The sequence below is a fragment of the Bacteroides fluxus YIT 12057 genome (assembly GCF_000195635.1).
GTDB lineage: Bacteria > Bacteroidota > Bacteroidia > Bacteroidales > Bacteroidaceae > Bacteroides > Bacteroides fluxus.
Genome location: NZ_GL882633.1, coordinates 1 through 12,232 on the forward strand (window position 1 = coordinate 1; position 12,232 = coordinate 12,232).

The 12,232-nt window shown below is 44.1% G+C and carries 7 protein-coding genes; 1 reads left to right on the forward strand and 6 read right to left on the reverse strand.

Features of this window, described 5'->3' with window-relative positions:
- Window positions 1–40 precede the first annotated feature (40 nt).
- From HMPREF9446_RS08805 to HMPREF9446_RS08830, 6 genes are all read right to left on the reverse strand, one after another.
- Window positions 41–1,681, reverse strand: coding sequence for a DUF5123 domain-containing protein (locus HMPREF9446_RS08805; RefSeq protein WP_039968856.1), 1,641 nt, complete (start codon window positions 1,679–1,681; stop codon window positions 41–43).
- Between the two features lie 31 nt (window positions 1,682–1,712).
- Complete coding sequence (locus HMPREF9446_RS08810) at window positions 1,713–3,773, reverse strand: RagB/SusD family nutrient uptake outer membrane protein (protein WP_009125241.1); 2,061 nt, start codon at window positions 3,771–3,773, stop codon at window positions 1,713–1,715.
- A 15-nt stretch (window positions 3,774–3,788) separates the two neighbouring features.
- Window positions 3,789–7,040: a SusC/RagA family TonB-linked outer membrane protein gene (locus tag HMPREF9446_RS08815; RefSeq protein ID WP_009125242.1), complete on the reverse strand. Its 3,252-nt coding sequence runs from the start codon at window positions 7,038–7,040 to the stop codon at window positions 3,789–3,791.
- A gap of 122 nt (window positions 7,041–7,162) precedes the next feature.
- Window positions 7,163–8,263, reverse strand: coding sequence for a pectinesterase family protein (locus HMPREF9446_RS08820; protein WP_009125243.1), 1,101 nt, complete (start codon window positions 8,261–8,263; stop codon window positions 7,163–7,165).
- A 29-nt stretch (window positions 8,264–8,292) separates the two neighbouring features.
- Entirely contained in the window at window positions 8,293–9,747 is a 1,455-nt protein-coding gene (locus HMPREF9446_RS08825; RefSeq protein ID WP_039968892.1) for a pectate lyase family protein, read from the reverse strand.
- Between the two features lie 428 nt (window positions 9,748–10,175).
- Window positions 10,176–11,348 carry a MalY/PatB family protein gene (locus HMPREF9446_RS08830; RefSeq protein WP_009125245.1) on the reverse strand — a complete coding sequence of 391 codons (1,173 nt, stop codon included), beginning with the start codon at window positions 11,346–11,348 and terminating at the stop codon, window positions 10,176–10,178.
- A gap of 92 nt (window positions 11,349–11,440) precedes the next feature.
- Between HMPREF9446_RS08830 and HMPREF9446_RS08835 the strand changes: the two genes are divergently transcribed.
- Entirely contained in the window at window positions 11,441–12,232 is a 792-nt protein-coding gene (locus HMPREF9446_RS08835; RefSeq protein WP_009125246.1) for a Cof-type HAD-IIB family hydrolase, read from the forward strand.

Genomic DNA, 12,232 nt, shown 5'->3' on the forward strand with positions numbered 1-12,232 from the left:
TATCAACTTAAATTAATTCCGCCAACGGGTTAATTAAAGATTATTTAGTCCACCAACGCGGATCTCCAGCTTCACCATCTCCTTCAAATTTTACTCCCGGTTTAAAATGAAAATCACCGTTCCGCGGATCCACAAAAAGATCTTCTCCCGATACAGTCAATACCTGAGCATCTGTAAACACTCTTTTATCTTGAGGAAACTCAGACGTCAAATAACAACCGGCAAAACTCAAGAAATTGGCATCTTTATCGTTATTGCTAGAGTTCATTTTTGACCCATTATTGTTTCCTGTAAAGATATTCTGAGTCACAGTCGTCTGTTTCGGCTGCTTATCCAAACGCAACAATTTAGGCATACCGATTGTATAGTTACAGAAAGTAGACTGCGTGAATGTAAATTCATCGACCTGCACACGTAAATCAATAATCTGATCACCAATATTCAGCAATGTATTTTTAGTAATGAGAATCTTGCCTAAAGAGCCCAATTTGCCTATATTCAAAAGCCCGTAACCACTTAGTCCTACATTTTTAATAATGCAATTATTGATTTTTATTTCTTCAATATTCAAATCACCTGTATTAGTCCTGACAAGACTTCTTGGAATTTGACTGATATAGCACCCGTCAAAACCTATTTTCACGGCACCATTCGCATTATTCAGTTCTACCAGGAACTGAGCGGATTCATCGCTGACCACATCCATATATTGTACTTGGAAGCTATTCAATAAACCAGAGAAAACAAATTTACTCATGGTCAGACGCGGTAATTTACCACCTACTACATTTCCGGAAATATACAGGTTAGAAACACCTTCAGGCACAGTAAACTCACCTACCGAATAGTCTTTACCACCTTCAAATGAAAGCGTTACGTCACCTGTTTTACCTGCCAATAATGCATTTATATCTCCTCCGGCCGGAACAAGAATGGTCTCACCTTGTGAAGAGCCTAATGTTCTGAAAGCATATGCACCTCTACGGGCATCTTCATTAAAGATATATGCCAGATAATTGGTACCTGGTTTCAAGTCATTAATCGTCAATTCACCTGTCAGTTTTTGCTCTTCAGTAAGAACAAAAGGCTCATCATACCACAAAGTATCCATCTTTTCTTCTTCCGTTTCATTCTCTGGCATCCGCCTTGTCAGTTCGGCAAACTCTATGCGAGTAGCAACTTCCTTGGTGGACCAATTCAAGACCACACTTGTTGTTCCAGGAGTGACATTAGTAAATATCTGTTCATCCGGAGTATCAAAACAAAGTTGGGTATACCCTGATTCCATACCATTTTGTTCATTCAATGCTTTCATACGTACAGAATAACGGGAAGTGCCATCCAACCCGTCGAAAAGTACACGATACTCTGTATTTACCTCTAAAGTACCTTTATCATAAGCAGATAGCGTGTCGGCATATACATTGGCAGTGAATACAATATTATTGAAAAGCAAGCTATCCCCCTTACTGAATTCAAAATAATATTTGGTGGCCCCTTGCACCCCATTAAAAGAAAGTAACGCAGACGTAGGATTTTCTTCCACGCATTCAAAACTCGTGGAACGGAATAGGCGATCATGACTCCCGTCCACTGCCCAGTCATTAACGTCGTCTTGGCAAGCTGTTGTCAAGACAAGTAACAATCCGGTTATCACATAATATATATTTCTGATTTTCATATTGAATCTATCTTTATTATAAACTGACGAATTAATATCCATACGAATTAGACAAGAAGCCATTAGATTTCACAATATCCTCATAATAAATAGGATATAGATGGCGATAGTTGCATACTCCATTTCCTAACTTATTGATTGTAGTAGAGATATAATTTTGTATCTCCGTTCCCCATTGCAATTCACCCAGCAACACAGAATAATCGTAAGAAGAACGCAGGCCAGAAGCACAAGCCAATACTTTAGCTGAATTTTGTATCAAAGTTTTCGCGTCATCAGCATCTTCACGTTCCCAATAATTACTCGGAATCCATTTAATTTCACGATATTCACTACCAGGACTAGCATTACGTTGTGTATAAAAGTTAACAGATGACCAATCAATGAACTCTTCATCACTTCCCTGATATTTATAATATAATGTGGTCGGGATATCAGACGGTTCGTAAGTTTTATCAAATATCTCAATCGTCTTGGTTCCATCCATCATATAAACCATGGCGCGCTTCATATCTTCAATCTTGCTATCGAGCAACCCCCAGCGTACCAAATCAAGTTTACGAATACCTTCACCCCCTAATTCCCAAGCACGTTCATTAACAATAGCTTCGAAAAAATCGGAGTCATATTGACCTATTTTTTCAGACCCAGCACCAAATGCGCGCTCACGTACCATCTCCAATGCTTGACGGGCGCTGATTCCTGCTGTAACATCTACTGCATCTACACCTCTGTCCAACATATAACGAGCTTCAGCAAACATCAGAAGTACATCAGGATAACGCATCAAAATCCAATTGATACCGGTCGGTACGCGACTGGTAGCCGTCAAAGCCAGTTGCTTATAAGCATCGGACGCCCAAAAGAAACTCCATTTACCCAAGGCCACATTCATGATATCATTATTCATCACTTCCTGAATCTTCTTAGTATCACCATCTTTCTTATAAGTAGGCCAATAAACAGCATAGTCACGACGACGGTCTTCAGGATCAAAAGAATAGAAATAATAGGCATTTGTACTAACATAAGTACCACCAAAGCCTCTTTGCCCATATCCTATATTACCATCCATACGGCGTCCCATTAAAGTTCCGATATCGCCGCTTTGTCCCACACCGTTTGCAACTTCCAACATGTTTTCATTATAAGTATTATAGCTTTCACTGCAAACCGTTTTCCAGATATCTCCGTAATCAGGATCCAGGCTGTGCGGATTTTCAACATCCCCTATCAGTTCAGCACATTCTCTTTCGGCTATCTCATAGAACTTTTTCCAATCTTTAGAACGTCCTACATAGAAACCACCAGTTTCTGCCATTCCCGGATTAGCTTCTATATTGGGATAATGTTCCACATTAGTGTCCGGGAACTGATTACCGTCCCGTACAGACCATCCCCCGGCAAACAAAGCAATACGGGCAAGCAATCCTTTCGCAAAACCTTTTGTCACACGTTCGCTATTGTACTCTCCCGTACCCATCCAAGGTAAATAAGGGATAGCTTCTTCCATATCCTTGATAAGTCCGGAATATACACTGTCACGGTCAACCTTCCCCATATACACATTGGAAAGATCTGAATTTGACATATTATCTTTATAAGGAATATCACCGTAACGACGCACCAGTTCAAAATTAGCCAACGCACGCAGTACCAACGCTTCTCCATAATAACCTTGAATCACGGAGGAAGAAGCCAACAAGCTTGAATTGCGTATACCTTCTACAGCTGTATTGGCATACTCTGCCATTTTAAAGATACTTTCCCATTTAGTGTTTTCCAGATAAATACTACAGAAATAATTGGCAATACCATTATCTGCACCGGACTGAGAAGGGTCATTCTGATAGCCGCTGGCCAACTCTATATCAGATACTCCCTGCCAGTTAACAGACATTTTCTGCCCATAAACATAAGTATCAGTCATCAGTGAATAAACACCCATAATGGCCGACTTAGCCAAACCTTCATTCTCGAAAATGACCTCTCCTGTTTGCGAAGAAGGGGATTCCGTTTCCAGAAAATCACTGCATGAAGCCAAAGCCAAACTTCCGGCAACTGCCATACACAATAATATATGTTTTTTCATACGTCTATTTTATTTTTAGAATGTAACATTTAAACCAAAGATATAAGATCTTGACTTAGGATAAGCCGATTTATCATAACCAGATACCATGCGATTGGAACTTGTATTTACCTCCGGATCCTGGCCACTATATCCGGTCAGACACAAAAGGTTGTTTCCCGTGGCATAGACGCGCAGATTTTTCACTCCGAACTTCCGTGTCCAAACTTTAGGCAAAGTATATCCCAACGTCAACGTTCCCAAACGTAAGAAAGAACCATCTTCCACAGCCCAATCCGTTGTTACAGAATTATTCATCAAAGGATGCCATATCGTTGCACCGGCATTGATTTCTTGCAACCTTTCCGGATTTGCAAACTTACCATAATAGATATTCTGTCCTGTCACAGGATCAATAGTCGTAAAACGGTTGGCAAGGCTCATTTCCGAACTCATGTTCTGATACCTCTTGGCTCCTACATAAGAAGTATAGTCTATTTTATTCACATTAAGAATATCGTTGCCATAAGACCAGTTGAACATGGCAGTCAGGTCAAAACCTTTCCATCCAGCTGAAAAGCTGAAACCTCCTGTATGTTTGGGCATGGTATGCCCAATCACCTTGCGGTCCTTTTCATCCACAATCCCGTTTCCGTCCAAATCTTTCAGTTTCAAATGCCCGGGACCATAATACTGCCCACCCTTATCCAAAAGGCTTGCCGCATTCGGGTTAGATGATGTATAATTGCCTTCCGCATCAGTGTTCTGAATCCAGCGTTGAGTCTTGTTATCATAAGTAAAATCATCAAAGGAATAAAAGCCGTCACATACATAGCCATAAATCAGTCCCACTTCCTGCCCTACTATAATCCGGTAATTGTCACTACCCACTTCAGAAGAACCTCCATTGGTAATAATCATGGGCTCATCAGTAGCAAGTTTATTCACTTTATTTTTGTTGAAAGCAATGTTGAAATTGAAATCCAGAAAGAAATCCTTAGTTTGTACCAGATTGGCATTCAATGAAAGTTCTACACCCCTGTTGGTTGTTTGCCCCAAATTCTGGTATTGTGTCCTGTAACCCGCATTGGAAGGTAACTGCACTTCCATAATCAAGTCCTTTGTAATATCATTGTAAAAATCAAAAGTCATGTTGACACGATTATTCCAAAAGCCCATGTCCAAACCAACATTAGTCGAATACTTAGACTCCCAGGTAAGATTTTCATTACGCAAGCGAGTGGAAGGCTGCAACCCACTCTGTCCGGTCCCGTTCTGATAATACAAGTATTTAATGTTCGTAACAGGACTGTATGTCTGGCGCCAGAAAGAGCCTACACGCGCGTTACCCGACTTACCGAAACTGGCACGCAGTTTCAGATTGGACATCCAATCTTTGGTCGATTCCATAAAGCTCTCATCTGAGACACGCCAAGCAGCAGAGGCTGCCGGAAAGATTCCCCATTTGTTTCCGGGAGCAAATACATTTGTGCCATCAGCACGCAGCGTAAAGGTCAGATAGTACTTGTCATTCAAAATATAATTGGCACGGCCAAAATAAGACATACTACGACTTGGTTCATCAATCGTAGTATAGGTGGGCTCTGAAGTTCCACTATTCCACATTGCCAAAATGTTATCCACTGTATAGTCTTTCGGGAAATAGTCGGCATTTATCTCCATTTTGTCTTTTTCTGAACTTTTAGCCTCAATACCAGCCATAAGATCAATACGATGTTTCTTAGCGATATTAAGATTATAGTTAATAGTGGAACGTAATGTCCAATTATTTCCATTCCAATATTCACGTTTTGCCACAGGGTTACCCCCACGGCCATTGGCTGTACCCGTACGTGCCAGCCAGATATTGTCAGTACGGTCGAATGTATATCCATAGGAGCCTTCAGCACGCCATTGCAATCCTTTGATTACATCCCATACCAAAGCCACATTGTAGCTGTTGTTAAACTTCGTCTGTTTTTTATATTCATTCTTGATATTGAACAACGGGTCATTCAAATTACTTATATTTTCAAACACCAACGCATCATCACCAGCCAAATCCTCTTCCGTTAAATCTGTCAATGTACCTATTACCGGATATTTCACAGCATCACGCAATTTAGAACCACTTGACACACTCGGGCCATCAATGACTTGATGGGTCATTTTACCATTAAAGTCCAAACGTAACTTTTTCCCGAACTTTTTGGTGATTTTCACATTCAAATTATCACGTTTGAAATTAGAAGACTTCATAATATAACTTTCATCGTCATGTGTATAGCTTAAACTATAAATAAGATCTTCGCTACCTCCACTAATGTTCAAGTTATAATTTTGCTTGACACCTGTATTGTTGAACACTAAATCCTGCCAATCAGTACCTACTTTTGACATATAAATGTCAACATCTTCCCAACGGCCATAACGGTCGAAGAAACCAGCATTTTCACTGGAATCGAGCTCACGTTGCAAATAAACATATTCATAGGGAGAAAGTACTTCCGTAGGATTGTAGAAACGGTTAAGACCCACCGATGCATTGAAAGTCACTTCAGTTTTACCAACACGCCCGCTCTTAGTCGTCACTAAAATTACACCGTTGGCACCTTTCGCACCATAAATGGCAGTGGAAGAAGCATCTTTCAAGACATCAATACTTTCAATATCTGTAGGAGGAATATCACTGATGCTACTTACTTCAAATCCATCAACAATAAAAAGAGGTTCGTTGCTTTGCGTAATGGAGCCTCCACCACGTACACGAATATTTACCGCCGCATCCGGAGAACCCTCCGAGGTCATAACACTTACACCAGCCAAACGGCCCGTGATAGCACTGGCTGCCGAAGTCACAGGAATATTCTTTAAAGTGTTCTCACCTACCGAAGAAATAGCTCCCGTCAAATCCTTTTTACGTGCATTGCCATATCCCACAGCTACCACTTCTACTTCACCCAACATTTGTGCATCATCCTGCAAAACAATCTTCAACACCTTCCCTGCAACGGCATTTACTTCTTCGGACTTCATACCGATATAGGTGACAATAATCTTCTTTCCTTTATTCATGGTTATAGAGAAATTACCGTCCAAGTCAGTAACAACCCCATTAGTTTTATTACCTTTTTCCATTACAGTAGCACCGATAACCGGTTCTCCATATGAATCCACAACATTACCTTTTATTGTAATGTTTTGAGCCAATGCCCCTATCGACACAAACAGCAGAAGTGCCGACAAGAGCAACAACCTGCTCCCTGTTTTTCTAGTCTTTCCTTTCATGATAGTATTATTTGGTTAAACAATAATTAAATTCAAACATGGGATTATCCCCTTTTCATTTGCAAAATTCAAAAAAACGAGCTGGTTGTAAGAGGAAAAATTATCGTAATAGGTGGAAAAAGTCATTTCACACTTTTTTTCATCCATGCCCGTGGATCCCATCCGTCATTTCCCTTGACAATACGTTCATAGGTCAATTTATCTGCCTCCTCTTTAGTGATGGCAGCACGGCATGATCCCTTTCCTGCCTCGTTACCCCGTCCTTCATATTCCGTTTTACGACGGCTCAAGTCCAATACTTTTCCATCAGCGTCACGGCTGTCATATTCGGCGAACAGTCCCGGAATGGTTCCCATATTCGTCCATCCCTCGGGAGCGACGGGAATACGCATGGTGGTATGGATATACACGGCAACAGGGGAGTTATGCCACGGGCGTCCCAATTTCTGTTTTCCATCGGCGGCGGCCTCATTGCCATCTACCACACAATTGCGGAATACATAGCCGAACTTGGCATTTTTATGACAGGGGGCTACAATGACCGAACCGCTGCGCACATTATACAATGTACAATTCTCAAGCAGCGCATCGCCGCCACCATAAAAATAGTCAACGGCACCTTCAATCCAGCAATCCTTGACATAAAGACGGTAAGAGTCATTCTTTGCTGTCATCCAAGTATCCTGGAAAGAACGGAAAATACAATTGTAAAAAGCGACACAATCAGCTTGTGTATTCATGGCCAGAGCCTGGGGACCTGCCTGGCTTTCCACCCCCCAATCGTTGATATAAGAGATGTTTTCAGCGTAAAAATGATCACCCTCTATTTTGACCACGGCACCCTCAAAACCTGCAACCTCCGAAGAAGGATTATGAACAGAATGCTGCCAGTAAGCTGTCTTGGAAGCATCCTCACCCTCTTTGGGCTGACCGCCCACATTCAGATTATGATGGATAACCGTCTTATTCTTATCCTGACCTATCAAATGAATATACGTTTTATCTTTCGGGACAATGACCTGCTCTCTATAGGAACCGTTTTTTACAAAAATACACCAAGGCTCATCACGATTTTCCGGCGCAGCATTCACCGCGTCCTGAATACTTGTATAATTACCGCTTCCATCTTGTGCAACCATTGCATGATAAGGGGATGAAGCATTTTGAGCATGCCCCAAAGAAACAAATCCGGCCAATGCCGTTACTAAAATTAAATTCTTCATATATAATAGATTTTTAAATTAAATTCTGACTAAAACTGTTTTTCCACCATACTATTTAAATACACTTCCAGATTAGTATAGCCTTCTTCACTTAATGTCGTTGAAGTTCCGTCCGAAGCATCTTGCGGATTCAGTTCATGGGCTATCTCCCAAATATCAGGCATACCGTCGCCATCTGTATCTCTCAAATCATCGGCAGTAACCCCTCCATCGCTGAGTTCCGGCCAGGCAGCGGCAGCTCCTTCCGGTTTCACATCCGCAGGCAGGTCTATCAATCCGGGCACTTTCTCCGCTTCGGGCGTTACACTGCCTATATAAGTAGCTGTCCCCTTCAGGGTCTCCTGAACAATGCGTTCGTCAATGACATCCCGCCATTTGGAACATCCTGCATCCTCCAGCACCAACCGGTAGGCTTCTTCCGCCGAGTGAGTGGTGACCGTCCCTGTTTCCAAGGGAGTGGATAGGCGTATCTCCTTTTTCACTTCTTCTGTAAAAGTATGGTCGCAGGCAGCATTATTTATTTGTCCGTAAATACCTTTTGTCCAGTTGTCACGGGTAACATCCGGATGTCCCTCCACCACATTGCCATCCACATAAAGCCGCCCCCATACGTGTTCCATCGGCTGCCAGATATTGGGAGTGCCGTCTTCCTTATAGCAATAGCGGGTTGTACGGACTCCGATGGCGGCAATTCTGTAGCTTACAGGACCCTTTTCAGGGGTCGCCGGTCCCGGCTTATAATAATTATTGACGATATTAACCTTCATGCCTTCCCCGCCATAGCATCCGTTGCCGGCCCAGTTGTAGAAGACATTATTGCGCATATCCACATACTCACGGTCCTGTGTGCCGGGACGAGGGCCAAGACGGGGCACGCGGCTCTCGTGGTGCGCCAGCAGGTTATGGTGGAAAGACGCTCCGGCTCCTCCCCAGATAGCCCCGTAGCCATGCCTGCCTTTGGCGTGTCCTGCCGTACGGAGGCTTTCGGAAACAAGACACCACTGCACGGTGAGATTCTCCCCGCCATATACAGAACAGGCCTCATCAACGGACCAGCTGATGGAACAATGATCAATCATCACATTCTTGCTGTCCATGCAGCACAATCCGTCCGGCTCACCTCCGCCCTCATTGCCTACACGGAAACGCAAGTAACGGACAATCACATTTTCCGCATTAATCGTAACCGGGCAACGGGCTATGCAGATACCTTGTCCGGGGGCAGTCTGGCCGGCAATAGTCAGGTCACCATTCACTATACGCAGGCTACGGTCCAGAAAGATTGTTCCCGCCACATCAAATACAATGGTACGTGCCCCCTGCTGCATCACGGCATGACGCAATGTTCCCTCCCGGGTGCCATCCTCCAAGGTCGTGACATGATACACCTTGCCGCCACGTCCGCCGGTAGTGTAACGTCCAAAACCTTCGGCACCGGGAAATGCCGGTAAATCGCGGGCAATCACTTCACCCATATTACCCATTCCTATCCATAGGAAAAACACCCATACGAGATAGCTGCCCGGAAAGCGGGACATAGAATAATTCTGCTGTTTCATCATAGTACTTTAATTTGTTGAAGCAAAAATAGACCTCCCACAGCAGAATATAGGGGAATATTTATCAGAAAAGGTGAACTATCAAGCGTTTCATCCCTCCTTTACAGCGACATCCGCCGCAAATTGGCAAAAAAAAGGAGAACGTTACTGCATGCTGTTTCCTTCGCCAAGCAAACTAATGTTTTTCTTGCCAAAAAATAATCGTCCGACAACCGTTGAATTATCGTCCGACAGCTGTCGGACGATAATTCAACGGTTGTCGGACGATAAGAAAACAGATATCGGACGATTAATTATTAGTAGCCCAAGATATAAAATGTAACGATGCAGAAAACAGGGCGCTGCCTCGCTGCTTAAAGTCTCCTCTGAACTGCCGCCTCCAGTTGCTTCAACGCCTGTTCCAATACCGAGCGCGGGCAACCGACATTCAACCTCATGAAACCTTCACCCGGTTTCCCGAACATGGCTCCGTCATTCAAGGCCAGATGTGCCTTATCCACAAAAAGGCGGTTCAGTTCCTCCTGCGACAAGCCCAACGCGCGGCAATCCAGGAAGACAAGATAAGAAGCCTGCGGACGTATCATGCCGACCCCCGGAATGTGCTCCCGCAGATAACTTTCCGTAAAGTCTATATTACCTTTTATATAGGCAAGCATCTGATCCAGCCATTCATCACCATGCGTATAAGCCGCTGCCGTACCGATATAAGCCAGCAAATGTCCTTCACTGAATTCACCGGACTCCATAAACTTTTGAAAACAATCACGAATCTCTTTATCCACAATCACCGCGTATGAACTTCCCAGACCCGGCATATTAAAAGCCTTGCTGGGAGCCATAAATGTCAAGGAAATCCGGGCCGCATCCTCCGAAACCGTAGCAAACGGGTGGTGCTTGTAGGGCGGCAAAGTCAAGTCGGCATGTATCTCATCCGAAATGACAAAAACATGATTCTCCTTACAAATCGCGGCTATCCGCTGCAATTCCTCCATCTGCCATACACGCCCGCCCGGGTTATGCGGGTTGCAGAGAATCAATGCACGGCACCCTTGGATATCCCTGCTGAAGCGGTCAAAGTCTATCTGATACTGTCCGTCCTGCAAGTCAAGCGGCGAATAGACCACTTCGCGCCCCAGACGCTCGGTCACCAGGAAGAAAGGATGATAAACCGGCGTCATCACCATCACTTTATCTCCGGGCTCGGTAAAACACTGCAGGGCAAAAGCCTGTCCGCGTACGATGCCGGGCACAAACGTCAGCATCTCCCGCGTAATCTCCCAACCGTGGCGGCGGCGCAACCAGTTACAAATAGAATCATACCACTCTCCGCAAGCAAAAGTATATCCCAAGACTTCATGTTCAAGCCGTTTGCGCAAAGCATCCATCACGAAAGGCGGAGTACGGAAATCCATATCCGCCACCCACATCGGAAGCAGGTCGTCACGCCCCCACCTATCCTTTACCGCATCCCATTTCACGGAGTCAGTGCCCCGGCGTTCTATCACCTCATCAAAATTGTATTGCATGATTTTTAGCAGTTTTCATTTATTTACCTGCAAAAATACTCAAAAGGGAAGATATTTCGTACTTTTGCACACAAGTAAATAAAAAGACTCTTATGATTAAAGCCTTATTTTTTGACATCGACGGCACACTGGTAAGCTTTCATACCCATGAGATTCCCCCGTCCGCCATCGAAGCATTGGCCGCCGCCAAAGCCAAAGGCATACATCTATTCATTGCCACAGGACGCCCGGGCATTATCATCAACAATCTGACCGCCCTGCAGGAGCGCAACCTGATAGACGGCTACATCACCATGAACGGAGGCTATTGTTTCGTGGGTGAAGAGGTCATCTACAAAAGTGCCATACCGGCCACAGACGTACAGGCCCTTATGCAGTATTGCAGCGGCAGAAACATCCCCTGCATTGCCGTAGGAGAACATGACATCTGTGTTTGCCAACCCAACGACCAGGTAAGACAGATATTCCATGACTTTTTGAAAGTGGATGTCCTCCCTGTCAAAACACCCGAAGAGGCTATACAAGGAAGGGAAATCTTCCAGATGACTCCTTTCATCACCGCAGAAGAAGAGAAAGAAATACTTCCTTCCATCCCCAATTGTGAAATAGGCCGGTGGTTTCCCGCCTTCGCAGATATCACAGCCAAGGGAAACAACAAACAGAAAGGGATCGACGAAATCATCCGCCATTTCAACATCCGCCTGGAAGAGACCGTGGCTTTCGGAGACGGAGGCAATGACATCAGCATGCTTCGCCATGCAGGTATCGGTGTAGCCATGGGCAATGCCAGCGACGATGTAAAGGCTGTTGCCGACTACATCACCACCACCGTAGATGATGACGGAATCGCCAATGCCCTGAAACAGCTAATAGGCGAAAGTTGA

What these genes read in the sequence shown, in the direction of transcription:
- HMPREF9446_RS08805 (WP_039968856.1), bottom strand. Translation starts at nt 1,681, where the DNA reads ATGAAAATCAGAAATATATATTATGTGATAACCGGATTGTTACTTGTC.
- HMPREF9446_RS08810 (WP_009125241.1), bottom strand. Translation starts at nt 3,773, where the DNA reads ATGAAAAAACATATATTATTGTGTATGGCAGTTGCCGGAAGTTTGGCT.
- HMPREF9446_RS08815 (WP_009125242.1), bottom strand. Translation starts at nt 7,040, where the DNA reads ATGAAAGGAAAGACTAGAAAAACAGGGAGCAGGTTGTTGCTCTTGTCG.
- HMPREF9446_RS08820 (WP_009125243.1), bottom strand. Translation starts at nt 8,263, where the DNA reads ATGAAGAATTTAATTTTAGTAACGGCATTGGCCGGATTTGTTTCTTTG.
- HMPREF9446_RS08825 (WP_039968892.1), bottom strand. Translation starts at nt 9,747, where the DNA reads ATGGGTAATATGGGTGAAGTGATTGCCCGCGATTTACCGGCATTTCCC.
- HMPREF9446_RS08830 (WP_009125245.1), bottom strand. Translation starts at nt 11,348, where the DNA reads ATGCAATACAATTTTGATGAGGTGATAGAACGCCGGGGCACTGACTCC.
- HMPREF9446_RS08835 (WP_009125246.1), top strand. Translation starts at nt 11,441, where the DNA reads ATGATTAAAGCCTTATTTTTTGACATCGACGGCACACTGGTAAGCTTT.